Consider the following 20,633-nt stretch of genomic DNA (forward strand, 5'->3'; position numbering starts at 1 on the left):
AATGTTAGACAAAAAATTAGATGAGTATAATAATTTAATTCGGAAAAGGGTTGACGAATGTTATGCCATAGCCACAGAGGCCAAATCCCTTGGCAGGGATATATCAACTGAGGTTGAAATACCACTTGCCAATGATATGGCCGAAAGGGTGGAAGAATTAATACACATGAAGGGTATCGCCTCAGAAATCAGGGAACTTTCAAAAACCATGTCTAGGGAGGAGGTATCACTTAAGATCTCCAAAAAAGTTGCAGAAATGCTCAGGGAAAATAAGGATGAGGCCCTTGAAAAGGCTGTTAGGGTGGGGCTTGCCATATTGACCGAGGGCATACTGGTGGCACCTCTGGAGGGAATTAAAGAGGTAAAAATAGTTAAGAATGATGATGGCACTGATTACGCTGATATTGTATATTCTGGTCCAATTAGAAGCGCAGGTGGTACTGCACAGGCATTAAGTGTTCTAATTACAGATATAGTTAGAAGAGAGCTTAATGTGGGGGCATTTAAGGCAACAGATGAGGAGGTTGAGAGGTATATAGAGGAAATCCAGGCCTATAACAGAAGAAAACATTTACAGTATTTGCCCTCTGATGATGAGATAAGACTAGTTGTAAAGAATTCCCCGGTTATGATCGATGGAGAGGGCAGTGAGGAAGAGGAAATTTCCGGGCACCGTGATATGAAAAGAATTAAAACCAATAATATCCGTGGTGGTATGTGCCTTGTGCTATGTGAGGGGCTTATACAGAAATCCAAGAAGGTTTTAAAATATACAAATATAATGAACCTGAAGGAATGGGATATACTGGATAAAATTGGCAACCATAAAAAGGAGGAAAAGGGGGATAAGGGAGAAAAATACCTCAGGGATATTATAGCAGGAAGGCCGGTTTTTGGATATCCAAACAGACCTGGTGGTTTCAGGTTACGATACGGCAGATCAAGGCTCTCCGGGCTGGCCGCCGCATCCATAAATCCTATTACCATGTATATACTGGATGATTTTATTGCCATAGGATCACAGATAAAGGTTGAGCTTCCTGGAAAGGCCGCGGCGATCACACCCTGTGATACAATAGATGGCCCAACAGTGCTTTTAAAAAACGGCGATCATGTTAAAATAAAAAACATGGAGGAGGCACGCAGTTTAAGGGAAAATATAGACGTTATTACAGATCTTGGTGAGATTTTAATCGCCTATGGGGATTTCCTGGAGAACAACAGAAATTTATCAAGGTCACCGTTTACAGTTGAATGGTGGTCATATTATCTGCCGGATAAATTGAAGGGTTACGAAAAAACAGTGCCGGATCAGTTTACGGCAGTGGATCTTTCCAGAAAATATAAAATTCCGCTCCATCCAAAATATGACTATTACTGGCATGATATAACAATCGATGAACTTAAAAAATTAATAGATTCTATAAAGGTGGCTGATTTTTCAGGAGGTTTAATTTTAACCCATGATATTCGGGATATATTAATAAAGCTTGGCATAGAATTTAAAAATACAGATAATGGCCTATTTTTATCAGAATTTTATCCCCTCATAATTTCCACAGGTTTTGAACTTGTTAACGATAAAATTGTTCAGTTAAGAAATATTGATAATGAAACAAATGTAATGGATGCGGTAAATAAGCTTTCAGGTATAGAGATTAAGCCAAGGGCACCTGTGAGGGTTGGTGCAAGGCTGGGAAGGCCAGAAAAGGCAGGGGACAGAAAAATGAAGCCAAAGGTCCATGCCTTATTTCCAATTCTCAATTATGGTGATAGCAGGAGATCTATTCTGGTTGCGGCCAAAAACAGGGTAGAGTTCTCAATGGAATTAAATGCAAGGCAGTGCAGGAACTGTGGAAATGAAACACCATTAACATTATGCGAAAAATGCGGTTCTATTACATATGACGAAAATACAGAGAAAAAATTAAGTGTTAATGTCGGAACAGTTCTTGAAAAGGCTGAAAGCCATGTTGGTTTTTACGATTTAAAGGAGCTTAAGGGCGTTAAAAAATTAATGTCCAAATCAAATACGGTGGAACCTCTTGAAAAGGGTATTTTAAGGTCAAAATATGATATAAGCCTGAATAAGGATGGTACATGCAGATATGATATGTCCGATATACCCATAACACATTTCAAAAAAAGCGAGCTGAAGTTATCCTCTGAGACATTAAAAAATCTTGGATACCCGGATCAGGAAATAAACGAAATATATCCACAGGATATTATAATACCAGAGGATGCGGCAAAATACCTGCTCCATGTATCAAATTTTATTGATGATCTTCTTGTTAAATATTATAACATGCAGCCATATTACATGTGCAGTAAAATAGAGGATCTAATAGGGCATCTTGTTATTGGGCTTGCACCACATACCTCAGGTGGCATTGTTGGCAGGATTATTGGCTTCTCAAAGGTTAGCGGCTGCTATGCACATCCATTCTTCCATGCCGCGAAGAGAAGAAACTGTGATGGCGATGAGGATAGTATAATGCTTTTGCTGGACGGTCTTCTTAACTTCTCAAAAAAATTTTTGCCATCAACCACCGGTGGCCTGATGGATGCACCTCTTGTGCTAACAGTCATACTTGATCCTGAGGAGGTTGACAAGGAGGCCCTTAATGTGGATACTCTTTATAAATACCCTCTTGAATTTTATCTGGAAACAGAAAAAAATTCACCGGCATCATCTATAGAAAAGATGATGAAAACAATGAAGGTAAAAATGGCTGAGGAAAATTCATATACCGGTGCAGGTTTTTCATTTGATACATCCGATTTAAGTGATGGCACACTTACATCAGCATATAAAACAATAGGATCAATGGAGGAAAAGATAGAAAAGCAGCTTGGGCTTGCAAAAAAATTGATTTCTGTGGACGAGAATGATGTTGCTGCCAGGGTCATATCATCACACTTTCTACCTGACATGTTTGGAAATTTAAGGAGCTTTTTTACACAGGAATTCAGATGCACAAAATGCAATTCAAAATTTAGAAGAATACCATTATCAGGCAAATGCCTTAAATGTGGATCAGATAATTTGATATTAACAATACACCACGGCAGTATAGTTAAATACCTAAAAGAAACGGAAAAAATAATGTCAGAGTTTAAACTTCCTGAGTATTTACAGGCCCAGATTAGAAGGCTTATAGATTCTATAAATGATACATTTGATATACATGGGGATGAAATTGTTGATGACGCACCAACACTGGAATCATTTAAATAAATTCATAAAATAATGATGCATGATTGGATCATTATTTGTAACAGGACCTGCAGGAACAGGTAAATCAACATTTTGCGGTGCATTTAAGGAATGGCTTACCAGAAGCGATTATGACTCCATTATAGTAAACCTTGATCCGGGTGCTGAGTACCTTCCATATGAACCTGAAATAGATATAAGGGAGTTTATCTCACTGAATGATATAATGAGTGAGTACTCTCTTGGTCCCAATGGTGCCCAGGTCGTTGCATCTGATCTGCTTATAGATAATGCAGAAAAGATAAGGTCAAAACTTGATTTGTACGAGGACTATTATGTAATTTTTGACACTCCGGGCCAGATAGAGCTTTTCAGTTTCAGGCCCAGCAGTCCAATGCTTGTTGAAAGGCTTGCAGGCAAAAAAGGCATGCTGGCCTTTATTGCAGATTCTGTTGTTGCACAGACGCCTTCAGGTTTTATATCTGAAAAAATGTTATTTGGATCGGTATATTCAAGATTCTACATTCCCATGCTATTCGTGCTTAATAAAATAGATTTAATTGGCGATGAAGTTGTTGATAAAATAAAATCATGGGAGGATGACCCTGATCTCCTATACGGGGACTTTTTGGATGAAAAGGGTGAGATGGTAAAGGACTACTTTCTTAATATTATAAATGCATTTAAGGAATCTGATATAATAACAAAAATTTCTCCGGTTTCATCAAAGGATATGTTTGGATTTGATGACATATATTCTGATATGTCCAATTATTTCCAGGGCGGTGAGGACACAGATACGGAATACAGGGATGAATAATCAAAACATTTTTTCCATGTCCCTTGTATCTATAACATTTACCATCTGGCTTATCATTTCCAGTGATTGAAAGTATAACCTTTCAGAATACGTTGATGTGGCATCAGAAATAACATACGTATTAAATTCCCTTATGTATGATTCATATGAACTTAAGAATATATCAGTTTCAGTGAAAAAACCACATAATAGAACGGTATTTCTTTTGTGCTGCCTTATTAAATCCTCAACATTGGTATTATAAAAAATATCCTCCTTTTTTACATGCACCACATTCTCTGGAATTAAGGCACGTTCAAAATCAGATAAAAATTTTTTATCCATTGGTGATTCAGGCATTTTTGAGTTCTCCTTTCTTTCATTCATTTTTTTTATAAACATGTTTATCTCTTCATTTCCTGTGATGTACTTAAATGGTCTTTCCGTGAATAAAACTGGGACATCGTATTTATTTACAAAGTTTTTTAGATAGTCTACTGCCATTATAAATTCCATCTTACTGAAAACATTCCTAAAAAAATCCCTGCTGTAATTTTCCATTATTATTATGCTATCTTCTGGAGAAATCATGTAACTTTATTTATAATTAATATTTCTTATTTTGTGAGCCATCGCATTACAGTTTAATGAGGTTTCAATATACATTCACCATTTTCATCATTTAGAATGAATTCATCATATTCATATTGCATTTTATTCAATTTATTACTGTTCATATCGGATTAAATATTAATAATATATTCAATTTTCCTTAATATTTATTCCCATTAAGTTATACATGCTCTCAGCCCAGAGACCTTATTTATAGTATATTTATCTATAAATGAAAACTATAAATAAATTTTAAGAATAAGGCAGATAAGGCGGAGATTGCCGAGATAGGAAAAGGCGATGGATTTAGGGTCCATTTCCGCAGGGATTCGGGGGTTCAAATCCCCCTCTCCGCATCCTTTTTAAAATTTTGGAAATCCCAGTGCAGCATCTATTATAATTCCAAGGGCAAGCACAACAGAGGCATAGATATTATAATGAAACGCTCTTCCATAATCCTGCTTCCTTGCAAGAATAAATGCAATAAGCATTATCAATCCGTGTAGTGCTGTACTTATGTAGGATATTAAATATAATTTATAAAATATGTCAGCACCAACGGCAAGGGAAACAGACAATACCTGATTCAATCCTGCAAATGCCAGTGATTTGCCTCCAAGCAGAACTGCAAAACTATGCAGATTATGGGTTTTATCATAGTCTATATCTGGAATATGGTTATATAAATCGAATCCAATGGCCCAGAAAATTGTCGCAAAAACAAAGAACCATGGAATTCTGTATATTATATACAACGGCCCATGTATGCCGGATGCAGCTATGGCACCGGCCATAACCGATAATCCCTGTATGGATGCTATCTGATAATTGGCCAGGGCCGTGTGCCTTTTCATGTATGGGTATGTCATAATTATAAGTGCGCCAAGTGGGGATAATGTAAATGCTATAATGTTTATAAAAAACGCAGAAACAAAATATCCTATTAAACCTATTATTATAAACAAATATGCATCCTGAACTGTAATGGCACCTGTTACAAGGGGTCTTGTCATTGTTCTGGGATTCCTGGCATCTATAAACCTGTCTGCAAGATTATCATTTGTCATTCCTGCTATCCTAATGAAAAAAAGTGCGGTGAATATTAATAGCAAAACCCTGATTGATGGAATACCGCGGACGGCCAGAAAGGCCCCAAGATATGCCATGGGGAGGCTAAAAAAAGTCTGCTCCATTCTTAAAAACCTAAGCGTAATATAAACCTTATTTTGTGTTTTATGAGCTCCTCCCGGGTCCCACATTTATAAGGTATATCTATATTCTTTATAAATTTTAATCATATTTTTTTTAATAAAAAATTTCATAATTTTATATTTAATTTTTTGTCATTTTTCATTTTATTTTATGGATATAATTTATTAAATGATTTAATATTATATTTAAAGATGGAAAAATATCTTATAACTAATAAAAAATAATTTTTTATCATGCCATAATTGATCAATAATTATCCTGCTATAATTTTAGCATGCTGGCCATAACATCTGCCCTGTTGGTTATTATACCGTTTAAACCCGCATTTTTGATTTTCACGGCATCAACATAATTATCAACCGTCCATGGAATTACAATAAATCCAAGACTTCTTAATTTAATGAGGCAGTCAATTTTATCATTTTTATATTCTGGTATATAAACAGAAATTCCAAGTTCCCTCAGATCAACACTGTTAAGTTTTCCCATATATTTTTCGGATAAATCACAGTAATCCAGACCCAGCATAATTGAATCATCAAGGGCATGCATTTCCCTGAGTGAGAATGGGTTAAATGATATGACACAAACGTGATCTTTCATTCCTGTATTTTTTATTATTTCCAAAGTTTTTGTAACAATATTGTTATAAACCATACTGCCAGAATCATCTATTGTTTTTAGTTCAATAAAAAAATATTTTTCATGATATGTTTTTAATATATAGTCAAGCCGCGGTATTTTAAAACCCTTTATATTTAACCTGTCTATTTCAGAGGAATTTAGGTTTTCTATATTAATATCATTCCCCGTTAATCTTTTTAAATTAAAGTCGTGAACTATGTAAACCCCACCATCTGCAGATAAATGAACATCAAGTTCCACAGCATCTGTATAATTAAATGCATTTTTGAATGAAATCTCTGTATTTTCTGGATATTTCTCAGGGAGGCCACGATGACCTATTATTACAAAGTTTTTTGTTAAATAATCATACATTTCCATGCAACACCATATATAAATTACTTATATAGTTATTTGAGGATAAATAAAACATCAATATTCCTAGATTAATTTTATTTCCACCATAAGGTCTAAATTTGAGGTATTTACGTTAAATTTTAACAGGTTAATTTAGATTTTAGATATCAATAAATACGAAAAAATCATAACAGCATTAAATGGAAAAAATAGGCATTATAGGTGGTGGGATCACAGGTATTTTCAGTGCCCTTAATCTATCCATGAATGGTTATAAAGTAACGGTCTTTGAAAGAAACTCACTTCTTGCCGGGACATCCGGCAGATTCCATGGTATGCTGCATAGTGGTGCCAGGTATTCTGTAAATGACCCAAACTCAGCAAGGGAATGTATGGAGGAAAATAAGTTATTAAGCAAAACTGCCAGCAGATTCATAAAGGATACCGGCGGTTATTACATATCCCTTGGAGAAGTTGAATCAAATTATGGTGACATGCTTATAAAAAGCAATGAAAAAAATGGTATAGATTCAGAGGAATTACCACCTGAGGAATTTTTAAAAATGGAGGCATATGTAAACCCAAAGATTGAAAGGGTTATAAGGGTTCCTGACAAAATTATAAGCGCTCATAATTTTTCTGCAGCTGTTGCACTGGAGGCCATAATGGCCGGTACAAAATTTAATACAGGCTGTAATGTAGTTGGCGGGTCTGTGTCGAAAAATAATGTAATTTCATTAAAATATTCATATAATGGAAATATACAAACTGAAAAATTTGATTTTATTATAAACACCTCGGGGCCATGGTCTGGTAATGTTGCCCAGAATCTGGGCATAAAGAACTTTGAAGTTATGCCAACACTTGGATACATGGCAGTCTATGACAGACCCTTTGTTGGGTCCATAATTAACAGGATGCGCCCCCCATCAGATGGTGATATTATACTCCCTTACGGTTCTGGCACGGTGGCCGGAACCCTGGCAATTATCTCTGATGATCCGGATTCCAATGATGTGGATGATGAGGACCTTGATATTATGCTGTCTGAGGTATCCAAGATGGTGCCATCACTTGAAAAAAAGCGCTATAAGAAACTTTACTATTCAATGAGGCCTCTTGTTAAGGATGATAACTCCAGGGGTACAAGAGATTTTTCAATAATTGATAATTTCGATAACATGATAAGCATAATAGGTGGGAAATTCACCACCACAAGGCTTATGGCGTCCGAATTAAGCAACAGGATATCAGAAATTTTTGGCTCACATAATTATGATACATCCAAAATAAATTTTAATGATACTTTTGAAAGATACATGGAGTCAAATATGGGTGGCCTTGATAAAGAATTTATAAATTATATAAATTCCTACAGGGATGGTATGGATTTCGAATATGCTGATTACATACTATCAGCATATCTGTTGAATGAAGGCATTAAAAGAGGAAACAAAAATGAAATTTAATGGTAGTTTTATGGTTAATAAGGGCAATGATGAGGTTTCATTGTTTTTTAAAGATTTAAAAAATGTTATACCATGTCTGCCGGGTGTGTATGATCTTGAATATGGCGATAAAATAAAATGTAAACTCAAGCTTGACATATCGGATGCAGGAATATCTGCAATGAATACAATATCCGGAAGAATGACATTTACATATAATTATTCCGGGAATAATATAAAAATTGATGGTGATGGCAGGATAGCTGGTTCAAAGATACAGTTTCGCATCAATATAGGCCTAACACCTGCGGAACAGGAAACAAAAATAGACTGGGAAAGCGATTTCAATTTTGGCATGATTGTTAAAATTATGGGTTCTGATAGATTAAATTCTGTATCATTAAGCAACATAAACAGCACAATAAAGTGTTTTAAGGATAAAATTAATGCCCTATAATTTAAATTTATATATATTTTAAAAATCCCATATTGCCGCGTCTAATTCTGTAGTAATTATATAAAAAACCCTTCATTATGGCAGGCTTCCTTAAAAATCTAAATTTTTCAATGCTGCCACCCCATGGAATGCTGCTGACAACCCTCATCCCGGGACCCTGTGGCGATCCTAAAACAGTTATATAAACAGGGTCAAAGCTATTTTTTGCACCATTTATGTAATCTCCAACAAATATGCCCATTCTCATGGCAAGCTCACCAATTTTTGGCCCAAAATTAATGGCATCCCCTATGGCAAAAACATCATCTGCAATTCGCAGTTTATTATCCGTGTTTAAAAAGTCATTAAATAGGGCCGGTTTGCATTCTGGAAGAATATAATCCGGGCTCTCCGTTATTGTTATATTATAATGATTAAGCAGGCTAATAACGCCATCACGAATTTTTTTACCAAGAAAAGAGAGGGCATTGCCTGAAAATTTAAAATTTTTATTATATTTTTTCATGGCCAGTATAAAGTTGATAACTATATATTCGTCAAATTCATTCTGGGATCCTATGGCCATGTTATTTTCCAGCTTCATTTTTTCAAGAAACGTGATCTGATTATTGCGGTCACATCCCGTGGCTATTATAATTTTATCTGCATTATATACATTTTTATCTGTTATTATCTCCCTTTTTTCTATATTAACATCTTTTACCTGCTCATTTATTATATCATCTTTTAATTTTATTCTTACAGGATTGTTAAATAGATAATAATTTAAATAATAATCTCTGGTAATTATTTTTACATTAAATTTCCTCCTAAGCCTGTAATAGGCATTCAATCCCGAGTAACCACTCCCAAGGATCATTATGTTATCCATATGTACATGCATTAATAATAACCTTAAATTTTATTCCATTTATAACTGGTATTAAAACTTAATTAATCACATTAACATTAAGGATTTATGTTCGAGGAGGAAAAAAGGGCTGCGGCAATGGAGGCAATAAAGCATGTTAAAAGTGGCATGAAGCTTGGGCTTGGCACAGGGTCAACAACAAGATATTTTCTTGATGCCCTTGGAGAACTGGTAAAAAGTGGTAAAATAACCGATATTATTGGTGTTCCAACATCTAAGAAAACAGAGGAAATTGCCAATAGTTACGGGATTAAGACAGTAAATAACATTAATAATATTGATATAGATTTTGACGGTGCAGATGAATTTGATCCTGATGGAAATCTTATAAAAGGTGGTGGAGGGGCGCTTGTAAGGGAAAAAATTGTTGCGTACAATAGTAAGAATGTATTTATAATGGTTGACAGCTCAAAATTTTCTGAAAAACTGCATAAATTTCCATTACCTGTTGAGGTTATACCATTCATGGAAGATCAAACTTTAAGCCACATAGAGGAACTTGGGGCAAAATGCACATTCAGGGATAATAAAAAATTCATCAGCGATAATGGGAACTACATAATAGACTGCAGATTTGATTATACTGATACAGGACTTGAGCAAAAAATTAAAATGATTCCCGGTGTTGTTGAGGTTGGCATATTTCATAATATAACAACAAAAATATTTAAGGGGAATGGAAATACATGTGAAATTATTGATATTAAAAAATTATAAATCCATTTCATTGGAGGATGAAAGTATCATGTCCATGGCCAGCTCTGCAATGTCTGTGGAATAAAAGCCTATTCTTGTTATTTCCTCGGATGTAAATGAAATTGTTTCAATATCAGAATCCAGTGAAATATTTAATAACTCGTTTTTATAACCATTTATTGTTTTTTTCATGCATATAATATCATTTAATCCGGCATATTTTTTTGAATAATAAAGTGATATGGCCTTTTTATAGAGTTCCAGACAGAAGTTAAGAAACTCAATTACCTTATTTATTGCGGTTTTTGATGAATTATTCTTTTTTGTCCATATATTGCATAGATTGACTGCGTGGTCTGCTATTCTTTCAAGTATTCTTGATAATAGCAGATAATATATGCTGTTACCATCCTCACAGCTTCTTGCCTTCACCTCCCGGTATATATACCACTGAAATCTATCAATCTCATCATCCCTTGATACCACACTTTTTAACAGGCCATAATCATTTGAACTTATTCCTGAAATTACATCGGATATCATTGACTCAACATTAAGAGACATCCTTTTTATTGAATTATAGATTGGATATGAATTTGAATTAAGTACGTTCTGCAATACAACCTTTTTTGAGTCCTCCTCAAATATTTCTATTCCTATTACCAGCTTGGAAAATTTTTTTATGGTATCCCTTATCTCATCAGATATATAGTTTGAACTTCTGATTGTAAGTGTGTCGAATCCAGAAATATAAATTGATATAAGGGCCCTTTGAAGGCTTTTTGTATCTATCTGCCCTATATTAAGAACCTTATCTATTTCCGTTTTAACATCGGAGCTATTATATAAAACAAGTCTGTCCTTTGATTCCTCAATTTTTACCTCGCTTCCCCTTGTTAGATGATTGTTTTTAACCCATTTAGAAGGTAATGAAACTATATATGTTGAACCTCCAGTTAGCTGGATCTTTCTTACTGAACTCATGTATATATATTTAAAAAAACTATATATATGTATGTTTTTTTCAATATATTATTTATATAAAGGTTTTTATATGGAAATAAATAGGCGAACCATTTTATTAATATTATGGATAAAAAATATAAAAACGGTATTAAAATAATAATGAGGATTATACCCGGGATTGGTATATTTCCTTATAATTTTGATTTAAATTATTCTGGAAACGATGTAAAGTGCCAGTAACGTACTGAAAAGTACTGGTACAGCCAAAATAAGGCCAGCCTTCATATAATACCTGTATGATATTTTAATTGCATTTTTTCTTTCCAGTGTGTAAAGCCATAACAGCGTGGCCAGAGAACCTATGGGGGTAAATTTGGGTCCTATGTCATTTCCTATTACGTTTGCATACATCAGGAGTCCTGGATTTTTAAGGCCGGATATGGCTATATCGCCAATCATTACCGATGGCAGGTTATTCATTATGGCAGCGTTAAATGCAAAGAAAAATCCTGATAGTATAAAATTAAAGGGTGGTAAAACATTATTTATATGCTGTAGTACGTAAACATAAATTAAATTTAAACCCTCATTGCTAACTCCAAAAACAATGATATACATGCCAAGGGAAAATAAAACAATCTGCCATGGGGCAATTTTTATGACCCTGTTGGCATCTATTCTTTTATCCAGCCGTGCCATTAAATAAAAAAAGGCTGCAAACGGCATTGATATAAATGACACCGGTATTTTTATAAATCCAGAAATAAAATACAGTGTTATTAAGATTAATATGGCAGGAAATGAAATTTTAAAAATTCTTTTATCTTTTATTAGATCCTCTGGTTTAATATCAGTATTTGCAGCATAGTTTTTTTTGAGTTCAGATCTGTAAAATATGTAAAGAACGGCAACACTGGCTATTATTGATATTAAATCAGGAATTATCATAATCTCTGTATACCTTAAAAATGTAATATTAAAATAGCCTGCAGTTACAAGATTCACAAGATTGCTTACAGTAAACGGTATGCTTGCAGTATCTGCAATAAACCCTGTTGCCATAATAAATGGTAAAATTTTGTCATTACTGAATTTGGACCTGTAAAGTATTGAATAAACTATGGGTGTTAATATCAGTGCAGTGCCATCATTGGCAAATATTGCTGATATTACAGAACCAAGAACTATAATTAATAAAAAAAGTTTTTTTATACTGTTGCCTGCAAAATTTACAATTTTATATGCTATATATTCAAAAAAACCAGCCTCATCAAGTATAAGTGATATTATTATAATCGAAATAAATGTAAACGTCGCATTCCAGACGATGTCCCATACCCTAATTATGTCTTCTATACTTGATATGCCCAAAATAAATGTAACTGCCGCACCTGCAAGGGCCGAATAACCTATGCCTATGTTTTTTGGTTTTTTAATTACAAGATAAAGTGTTACAATAAAAATTATCAGTGAGACATAGAACATTATTTTCATGCTTATTCATCGCATTCCGCACATTTACATATTCTCTCTATTTTTTTACCGGCCTCACTGCCAGCTCTCAATAAATTCCTTAAAGAATCGTCAGATATTTTATAAATTATATTTTTTCCTGATCTGTAACTTATTACAAGGCCATTTTCACGTAAATCCTTTAATTTATGTGATATAAGGGGCTGATCCACTCCCATTTTATTTATTATGCCGGAAACTGATAGGCTTTCACTGGATAAAAGTTTGAGTATTTTCAACCTTGTTTCATCGGATAGCATTTTATATATATTGGCCTCCCCAATCTTATTCAATAACATTCTCTGGGAATTATTTTTTCATATAAAATTATTTTCATATGTTAATACTTACATATTAAATAAAGTCTTTAATAAAATCAACTGCCTTTTTATATGTTTCCTTTCTGCACTCTTTTGAACTAAATGATTTTCCATCCAGAACAGAAAAAAATCTGCATCCACCAAAGCATAATGGCAGGTAACTGCAGTTTTTGCACTCATCATTCTTCCATGCAAGTGATGCATTTTTGGCAAGCAGTGCCCTATTTATTATCTCAACACTGCCATCTGATTTTAGCAAACCCTTGGCGAATTTTGTATTGCCTGTAAATGCCCAGCATGGATATATATAACCTGCCGGATCAACTATTATGTCCTCATCAACATGCGCAACACATACACCAAGCCTGAATATATCCTGTGGAACCCTGAAACCATGCAATTTTATTTTGTGCCATATCCTCTGAACTGCATCAAATTCATCCTGTCTGGATATGTTTTCATCCCAGGCCTCATTCCTAAAAAGATTTTCATGAACAAGATGGGGGTCTATTCTAATATTTTCTATCCCCATATTTTTTAATTCATATAGCAGTTCATCAAAGTCATCAATGTTTGAATAGTCTATATTTATTCTCAACACCACATTTAAAAGATCCTGCACATATAGAAGATTTTTTAAAATTATATCAAATGAACCGCGCCTGTTTACAAAATATCTTCTTGAATCATGGACCTCTCTTGGCCCGTCCAGTGTTATCTGTGCATACCTTAATCCATAGCCATAAAGATCATCTGCCATATTTTTGGTAAGCATTGAACCATTCGTAACGATGCTGAATTCATAATTTAAATTGCCCAGCATAGATGAAACCTTTTTTATTGTATTTGCCTCAAGCAATGGTTCGCCGCCAAAGAATGTAACCCTGACCTTTCTGCCATTGCTATTTTTGTTTATATAATTTACAAATCCATTTATTATGTTATCATTAACCCTGGATTTATTTCTGAAATCTTTTTGAAAACAGTAGCTGCAATCAAAGTTGCAGTTGTATGTTAAAACCATTGTCGGTTCAAGTATATTCTTTTTAAGGGTTAATTTATCAAATTCAGCATTTATATCATCTGTTATAAAACCTTCATAAAAAACTTCCTTAATATCCTCTGGGATTATTCCAGATGTAATTTTTTCCTTTTCCTCGCTGCTAACCTTTATCGCATAGCCTGTTAGTGTATTAAACAGTATAAATTCAGAACCATCCCGAATAAAAACATTATATTTTGAAAAAAATTGCTGGGGCATTTAATTTCCCCAGCTTGGTGAGTATCCGCATCTGCATGCCTTCCTCTCCACCTTTAAAACTTTTCTTTCTATTGTTTCCATTCTATCACCATATGACTAAATAAGTTATAATATATAAGAAATAATAATCAAATAAATATATTTAGAAAAAAATTAAGGAATAAATATTAAATATTGATAAATAAGATTATGAGACTTGTAGTAGGAACAAATTTTGACGATAATTTAATAGAAGGTGCATCCAAATATCCTGTAACACACATGTTTGGAAGTTTTAAAAAAACAATAACAGGCCATGGCAGGGCAGCATTTCTGCTTCCAGATATCTCGGATGAGGGATTTAAAAATCATATAGAACTCATGCATGATCATAAAATTAAATTTTTATATGTAATGAATAGTGCAACCCTAAATACCGGTGAGTATTCAGGAGAATACAATAAAAAGTTGAATATTGAAATTGACAGGCTTGTTAATATGAATGTTGATGGATTTATAGTTGCACTTCCATTTCTTATTAAAAAAATAAAAAGGGATTATCCAGATATGAATGTTTCAGTATCATCATTTGCACGTGTATCATCAATGAGGGAAATTGAAGAATACGCGGGTCTGGGTGTAAATACAATAATACTTCATGAGGATACCACACGCGATTTTAAATTTTTGGAGGCAGCACATGAATTTGCAATGAAAAATAATATAGATCTTGAACTTATTACAGATAATTCATGCCTTTTTGGCTGTCCGTACAGGAGAACCCATGATATTGTATCTTCTGAATCAACAGTTACAGGGCAGAATAGCTTCTGGTTTGAGTATCCAATTATGTTTTGTTCCACAGATGTGCTTAACGATCCAAGGAATATAATAAAGATGCGCTGGATAAGGCCTGAGGATACATACGAATATGAAAAAATAGGCATTGATAGATTTAAAATTGCTTCAAGGACAAAAAGGACAGATTGGATATTGAGATCAATAAAAGCATATTCTGAAAGAAATTATGATGGAAATCTTTTGGACCTTTTAAGTTTTCCCCAGGGAAATGCAATGCCAAGGGTGATGGAAAAAATAAATGGTCCGGATAATTACAGGATATTAAGAGATGTAAGGATAGATAACAAAAAATTTCCAAAATCATGGATTAACTTCTTTAAATATAATGACTGTAATTCAATGGACTGTAATGTATGCAAATACTGTGATAAAATTGCAGATGCAACAATGGAAATAGCAGGGAAAAGCATAAAAAATTATGGCATTAAAAGATTTGATGTACCGATAGAGTTAATACCAAGGTTTGGTCACAATGAAACTGACTGAAAATTTACACATACTTGAAATACTGGAGCCTAATTTTTTTGGCACTGTACTTAACCACAATGTGGTTTTCATTGAAAATGCCTATAAAAACGGTCTGGTCATGGTTGATACAAGTCTTCCGGGAAATATGGATTTAATTTCCAGTTTTTTGAAAAAAATACACTACAGTATAAACGATATTGCATATATTATTGTAAGCCATTACCACCCTGACCATAGCGGAAATGTAAATGCAATAAAAAATATATCAGGAGCCAAGGTGATAGCACATGAAAACGAGGAGGAAGCACTCAACAATTATATGATTTTTAAATTAAAATACAGGGATGTTAAATCAGTATTAAATACAAATAAAAAAGAATTCTATGATACTGTAAGGCGCATAAATAATATAAAGCTTGATCCCATTAAAATTGATATTAAAATTGGCAGGGAGCAGAATCTCGGGAAATTAAAAATTATAAATTCTCATGGGCATACGAGAGGGCATATATCAGTTCTTTACAATGATATATTAATTGCAGGTGATGCAATTAATAATACCATGCATCCAATGCCTCCCTTTAGATTTTTTTGTTATAATTATGACGAGGCGGTGACATCTTACCACAAACTTATAAGGTTAAAAAGCAGAATTATAGTGCCATTCCATGGAGAGATATTTAAAAGGGAGGATGTAAATAATATATATTAAAAATTTTACATATGAATATTCTTACATAATTAATATATATTAAATATGCATTATAATGCATGAAGGTAATTATTGTATCTGATATCCATGGAAACTATGAGGCACTGAAGGCACTTGATAAACTTGAGAACTATGATAAAATGATCTTTCTTGGGGATGCAGTGGATTATGGCCCGCAGCCTGCAGAGGTTATTGATTTTCTAAGGTCTGAATCTGATATTAATATTATGGGAAATCACGATTATGCCGTTGCATATAATACATCATGCAACTGTTCTGCAGATATGCTTCAACTGAGTGAATTAACCCGCAGGGAAATATCACTGAAGCTTCTTTCTGAAAATGACATTAATTTTATAAAAACATTTAAAAATAATTATGATTTTCAAATAGATAACCTTAATTTATATTTAACCCATGGTTCACCATACAATAATTTAAACGGTTATGTATTTGCATCTGAGGCTGAAAAAATATTTAGGGATAAGGAATTTTTTAACAAATATGATTATATTGTGCTTGGCCACACACATTTTATGATGTTTTACAGGAACAAGATCATAAATCCCGGCAGTCTTGGACAGCCACGTGACGGTATATTAAAACCAATGTATGCGGTTCTGGATACCAGTGATAATTCTATAAATTTTAGGCGTATTAGCAGTTATAATTCTGCAAAAATAATAAACCTTCTTGATGGGTATCTTAATAATTTTACAGAAGAATTGAACAGGTTAAAAAAGTTTTATCAATAAATACTTTACTTATAATTATATTTATAAATATGCAATATATTTACCTCAATGGATTACAGGGGAAAGGCCGTTCTCATACACAGTGCAAGGGCAGTATATGCAGTTAACTGGATGGATATAGCACCCGCACTAATTTATATAAAATCATATATGAACCTAACCTCCGTGCAGCTTGGACTGGTGGTAACCTCTTTTTATATTGGTATTTCTATATTTCAGCTTCTGGGTGGTTACCTTTCCTCATTTATTGGTGATAAACAAACATCATTAATTGGACTTCTCTTTGTTGGCATATTTGCGATAACCTCAGGTTTATCAACAAACTTTTTAGAAATATCGATTTCAAGATTTCTGGCAGGGATGTCTGCCGCATTATTCTTCTCACCGGCATTGAGCCTGCTGGCATCCATAGTTCCATCCGAGAAATATTCATTTCATATTGGTGTGTATAATGGCGCATTTAATATAGGCGCAGGCACAGGTGTTATTGGCTGGGCCATTCTTGATATTTATATTGGATACAGATATGCATTCTTAATAGCAGGTATAATAACGGTAATGCTCTTTTTGGTGCTCTATATATTATTTAAAAATATACCAAACATTAAAACTGAGAGGTCCAATATTAAAAAAAGTCTGTTGCAGGTTTTTTCATCAAAAATGATTATATTCATAGCATTTATAGGCATTGGAAGCATGATTTCAGAAACAATAATGGGCCAGTTTTTTGTTTATTATCTGGAATCACTGAGTTTTTCACATATAACGGCAAGCACGCTGGCATCAATATATCTATTAATAGGATTTTTCGGGGGTGTTCTTGGTGGTTATCATTTTTCAAGAACAGATCATAAAATTCGCGTTTTTCTTCTCCTTAACATACTTATTGCAGCACTTCTTGCAATTACGGCCTTTATCTTTAATTATATTGAAATCCTTATTGTTGTTATTGCCATGGGCATGTCAACAGTATACGGCATTTCTGTTACATACACCTTTGTAAGGTATATGGCCAGAAGGGACCTTATATCATTATCATTATCATTCGTAAATTTTGTGCAGCTTCTTGTTGCGGCAGTCATACCTGTAATTTTCACAATAGTCTATACAGCATACAATTATAAATTAGCATGGATTGCTATGGCAATTTTATCCGTTTTATTTATTCCATTAATACTCACAATTAATAAAAAACTTGAAGAGATAATTAAAATAAAAACCAGCGTTTAAATTATAATGGTTCTCCTAGCAATCCCTTATTTTTCAATATATTTATTATGCCTCCAGCATCAATTATTTCCATTAAGAATTCTGGCAGCGGCCTGAATTTAACAATTTTACCGTTGGATATATTCTCTATGTAATTGCCATTAAAGTTGATTCTCAGGGTATCACCCTCATCGGCCATGCCTGTAATTCCGGGAACCTCGAGGGAAATTAATCCTGAGTTTACGGAATTCCTCATAAAAAGTCCGTTAATAGATTCTGCCAGAACGCAGGCAATGCCAAGATTTTTTAAATTATCAGCAGCAGGTCTGCTTGAACCTGTTCCAAAATTTTTGCCTGCCGCTATGATATCCCCCTTATTTACCATCCTAGCCCATCCAGGCCTGTTTGCATGCATGGCGTAAAAAGGCTTATCATTTTCCGGGAGTGTGTAACATATCTGTGGATACATTAAATCCGTATTAATATTGTCCTCGAACTTCCATACCCTTCCTGTTATATTATTCATTTTCATCACCAGTTATATAACCGTTAACTGCGGAAAGTGCCACGGTCCTGGCCGATCCAAGATATATCCTGGATTTTGGTGACCCCATCCTTCCCTTAAAATTTCTGGTTGTTGAGCTTATAACAACGTCCCCATCAGAGGAAACGCCCATATGGCCTCCAAGGCATGCCCCACAGGTTGGATTTGTTACCATGCCACCGGCCTTTATTATATTGTCTATATAACCAAGTCTTATGGCCTCTTCATAAACTTTCATGGAAGCGGGTGTTACTATTAATCTGACATTTTTATTTATTTTTTTATTTTTTAAAACCTCAGATACATCCCTAAGATCAGATAACCTGCCATTTGCGCAGGAACCAACCACCGCAAGATTTATTTCCACCTTACCAAGCTCTGTTACAGGCCTAACATTGTTTATTATCTTATCAGGTAAGGCAACCATGGGTTCAACATTATCAAGATCTATTTCATATGTTTTATAATATTCAGCATCATTATCTGGATATACCGGGTTATAATTTTTAATGCCAATCCCTTCCAAATACTCTTTAAGAATATCGTCAAAAGGAAACACCGCAAATTCAGCACTTAATTCCGCACACATTGTTGATATCGATGACCTTTCATCCATATTTAACGTTTTAATTCCAGTACCGGAAAATTCAATGTTCATATTTGGAATATCGCCTATTATCTCTGCCATTTTAAAGAAAACATCCTTTGCAGAAGCTCCCTTTTTTAATCCGTTTATAAATCTAACATTTACAGTTTCACCTGCTATAAACCACGTTTTGCCTGTTGCAATAATACCCATCATTTCCGGTGTCCCCAGACCCCTTCCAATGGCATTAAAAGCTCCAGTTGCAACTGTGTGCGAATCTGTATTTGCTATTATTGAACCTGGTAGAATCCATCCAGATTCTCCAGAAAAAACATGTGAAATGCCTCCCCTGCCAACATCGTAAAAATCCTTTAAGCCCCAAATTTTTGCAAGTTTTCTTAATTTATTCACCCTGTTTGCTATCTCTATATTTGGGGGTGGAACAAAATGGTCAAATATTATTGCTATTTTATCCGGGTCGAATGGTTTAATAGGTGGGTTATTTACAAATTCAGGGTGCAGGGCTGCCATATCCACAATAATTGCCCTATCAACACTTACAGTAACTATATCACCGGGAGAGACTGATTTTAAATTATCCACAGAATGACTTTTCAGGATTTTTTCTATTATGTTCATTGACCATACATAATTTTGTATTATAAAATTATTACTATTTTAGTACAATTAGTACGAATTTAGCATAATAAACTTTATACTGTAATGTATTGATATATAAATTTATTTATTATTTTTTAAGTTGTGTTGTCCCATTATTATTTCCTTTATATACTTTATAAACTTATAAGTTTTCATTTTACAACCATTTTGGATTTATATGCCATTACAGGTGTAACAATATTATCACCATCTGACAATGAATCATGCATCTCTCATAATTATAATGGTATACAAGCCCTTACAATGTACTAAAATATGGCCTTAATGATTTAATTGTATAATTTAATCTCTCTAATTTACCATTGGTTTCAGGATGATTTACCCTTGCCAGTATATGCTTTATATTATTATCATCCAAATATTGTTGAAACTTATTCTTATCTTCTATTATTCCATTCCTTCCATTTGAGAAGAATTAAGTACCATGGTCCGTTATTACCTTAT

The 20,633-nt window shown here is 33.8% G+C and carries 19 protein-coding genes, 1 tRNA gene and 1 pseudogene; 10 read left to right on the forward strand and 11 right to left on the reverse strand.

Annotation, left to right across the window (positions count from 1 at the left end; genetic code table 11):
- The first annotated feature begins 1 nt into the window (after window position 1).
- Window positions 2–3,241: a DNA polymerase II large subunit gene (locus QXW15_RS03105; RefSeq protein ID WP_048102016.1), complete on the forward strand. Its 3,240-nt coding sequence runs from the start codon at window positions 2–4 to the stop codon at window positions 3,239–3,241.
- 19 nt (window positions 3,242–3,260) lie between these two features.
- Window positions 3,261–4,040 (forward strand): ATP/GTP-binding protein, encoded by a 780-nt coding sequence (locus QXW15_RS03110; protein ID WP_054963789.1) that lies wholly within the window; start codon window positions 3,261–3,263, stop codon window positions 4,038–4,040.
- Here QXW15_RS03110 and QXW15_RS03115 read toward each other — a convergent pair whose 3' ends face one another.
- Window positions 4,041–4,610, reverse strand: coding sequence for an isochorismatase family protein (locus tag QXW15_RS03115; RefSeq protein WP_048102014.1), 570 nt, complete (start codon window positions 4,608–4,610; stop codon window positions 4,041–4,043).
- Between the two features lie 293 nt (window positions 4,611–4,903).
- Between QXW15_RS03115 and QXW15_RS03120 the strand changes: the two genes are divergently transcribed.
- Window positions 4,904–4,987, forward strand: a tRNA-Leu gene (locus QXW15_RS03120).
- A 6-nt stretch (window positions 4,988–4,993) separates the two neighbouring features.
- On the opposite strand, the gene QXW15_RS03125 is transcribed toward QXW15_RS03120, so the two are convergent.
- Both QXW15_RS03125 and QXW15_RS03130 read right to left on the reverse strand, forming a co-directional pair.
- A complete protein-coding gene (locus tag QXW15_RS03125; protein ID WP_048102013.1) occupies window positions 4,994–5,890 on the reverse strand; it encodes a 4-hydroxybenzoate octaprenyltransferase in 897 nt (298 codons plus the stop codon).
- A 214-nt stretch (window positions 5,891–6,104) separates the two neighbouring features.
- A complete protein-coding gene (locus QXW15_RS03130) occupies window positions 6,105–6,848 on the reverse strand; it encodes a glycerophosphodiester phosphodiesterase (protein WP_054964266.1) in 744 nt (247 codons plus the stop codon).
- A gap of 176 nt (window positions 6,849–7,024) precedes the next feature.
- Between QXW15_RS03130 and QXW15_RS03135 the strand changes: the two genes are divergently transcribed.
- On the forward strand, window positions 7,025–8,293 hold the full coding sequence (locus QXW15_RS03135; protein WP_048102011.1) for an FAD-dependent oxidoreductase: 1,269 nt from the start codon (window positions 7,025–7,027) through the stop codon (window positions 8,291–8,293).
- Window positions 8,283–8,729 (forward strand): SRPBCC domain-containing protein, encoded by a 447-nt coding sequence (locus tag QXW15_RS03140; protein WP_162200860.1) that lies wholly within the window; start codon window positions 8,283–8,285, stop codon window positions 8,727–8,729. The genes QXW15_RS03135 and QXW15_RS03140 overlap by 11 nt, the downstream gene beginning before the upstream one ends.
- Window positions 8,730–8,736: 7 nt before the next feature.
- On the opposite strand, the gene QXW15_RS03145 is transcribed toward QXW15_RS03140, so the two are convergent.
- Complete coding sequence (locus QXW15_RS03145; protein ID WP_055032459.1) at window positions 8,737–9,600, reverse strand: FAD/NAD(P)-binding oxidoreductase; 864 nt, start codon at window positions 9,598–9,600, stop codon at window positions 8,737–8,739.
- 87 nt (window positions 9,601–9,687) lie between these two features.
- Here QXW15_RS03145 and rpiA point away from each other — a divergent pair, with 87 nt between their 5' ends.
- Window positions 9,688–10,356, forward strand: coding sequence for a ribose-5-phosphate isomerase RpiA (gene rpiA / locus QXW15_RS03150; RefSeq protein ID WP_048102008.1), 669 nt, complete (start codon window positions 9,688–9,690; stop codon window positions 10,354–10,356).
- Here the strand turns inward: rpiA and QXW15_RS03155 are convergent.
- The 4 genes from QXW15_RS03155 to QXW15_RS03170 form a co-directional block, all read right to left on the reverse strand.
- Window positions 10,351–11,319, reverse strand: coding sequence for a phosphate uptake regulator PhoU (locus tag QXW15_RS03155; RefSeq protein WP_048102007.1), 969 nt, complete (start codon window positions 11,317–11,319; stop codon window positions 10,351–10,353). The genes rpiA and QXW15_RS03155 overlap by 6 nt on opposite strands.
- Before the next feature lie 186 nt (window positions 11,320–11,505).
- The gene (arsB, locus tag QXW15_RS03160) at window positions 11,506–12,795 is read right to left on the reverse strand and encodes an arsenical efflux pump membrane protein ArsB (RefSeq protein WP_048102006.1); all 1,290 of its coding nucleotides are present in this window, start codon (window positions 12,793–12,795) and stop codon (window positions 11,506–11,508) included.
- A 2-nt stretch (window positions 12,796–12,797) separates the two neighbouring features.
- Window positions 12,798–13,112: a metalloregulator ArsR/SmtB family transcription factor gene (locus tag QXW15_RS03165; RefSeq protein ID WP_342789946.1), complete on the reverse strand. Its 315-nt coding sequence runs from the start codon at window positions 13,110–13,112 to the stop codon at window positions 12,798–12,800.
- Window positions 13,113–13,167: 55 nt separating this feature from the next.
- The gene (locus tag QXW15_RS03170) at window positions 13,168–14,394 is read right to left on the reverse strand and encodes a radical SAM/SPASM domain-containing protein (protein ID WP_048102004.1); all 1,227 of its coding nucleotides are present in this window, start codon (window positions 14,392–14,394) and stop codon (window positions 13,168–13,170) included.
- A gap of 189 nt (window positions 14,395–14,583) precedes the next feature.
- Here QXW15_RS03170 and QXW15_RS03175 point away from each other — a divergent pair, with 189 nt between their 5' ends.
- From QXW15_RS03175 to QXW15_RS03190, 4 genes are read left to right on the forward strand one after another with little or no spacing between them, the layout of a single operon-like run.
- On the forward strand, window positions 14,584–15,720 hold the full coding sequence (locus QXW15_RS03175; RefSeq protein ID WP_342789947.1) for a peptidase U32 family protein: 1,137 nt from the start codon (window positions 14,584–14,586) through the stop codon (window positions 15,718–15,720).
- A complete protein-coding gene (locus QXW15_RS03180) occupies window positions 15,707–16,414 on the forward strand; it encodes an MBL fold metallo-hydrolase (RefSeq protein ID WP_048102002.1) in 708 nt (235 codons plus the stop codon). Before QXW15_RS03175 ends, QXW15_RS03180 begins: the two co-directional genes overlap by 14 nt.
- 59 nt (window positions 16,415–16,473) lie before the next feature.
- Window positions 16,474–17,169 (forward strand): metallophosphoesterase, encoded by a 696-nt coding sequence (locus tag QXW15_RS03185; RefSeq protein WP_048102001.1) that lies wholly within the window; start codon window positions 16,474–16,476, stop codon window positions 17,167–17,169.
- 48 nt (window positions 17,170–17,217) lie between these two features.
- Window positions 17,218–18,399 carry an MFS transporter gene (locus QXW15_RS03190; protein ID WP_048102000.1) on the forward strand — a complete coding sequence of 394 codons (1,182 nt, stop codon included), beginning with the start codon at window positions 17,218–17,220 and terminating at the stop codon, window positions 18,397–18,399.
- A 1-nt stretch (window position 18,400) separates the two neighbouring features.
- Here the strand turns inward: QXW15_RS03190 and QXW15_RS03195 are convergent, their stop codons facing one another.
- The 3 genes and pseudogenes from QXW15_RS03195 to QXW15_RS03205 form a co-directional block, all read right to left on the reverse strand.
- Window positions 18,401–18,904 carry a 3-isopropylmalate dehydratase gene (locus QXW15_RS03195; RefSeq protein WP_048102178.1) on the reverse strand — a complete coding sequence of 168 codons (504 nt, stop codon included), beginning with the start codon at window positions 18,902–18,904 and terminating at the stop codon, window positions 18,401–18,403.
- The gene (locus QXW15_RS03200) at window positions 18,897–20,147 is read right to left on the reverse strand and encodes an aconitase/3-isopropylmalate dehydratase large subunit family protein (RefSeq protein ID WP_048101999.1); all 1,251 of its coding nucleotides are present in this window, start codon (window positions 20,145–20,147) and stop codon (window positions 18,897–18,899) included. Before QXW15_RS03200 ends, QXW15_RS03195 begins: the two co-directional genes overlap by 8 nt.
- A gap of 173 nt (window positions 20,148–20,320) precedes the next feature.
- Window positions 20,321–20,631 (reverse strand): annotated as a pseudogene (locus tag QXW15_RS03205) (IS481 family transposase); the annotation flags it as partial.
- Window positions 20,632–20,633 lie beyond the last annotated feature (2 nt).

This window comes from Acidiplasma sp., from assembly GCF_038728925.1.
In the GTDB taxonomy this organism is placed as follows: Archaea; Thermoplasmatota; Thermoplasmata; order Thermoplasmatales; family Thermoplasmataceae; genus Acidiplasma; species Acidiplasma aeolicum.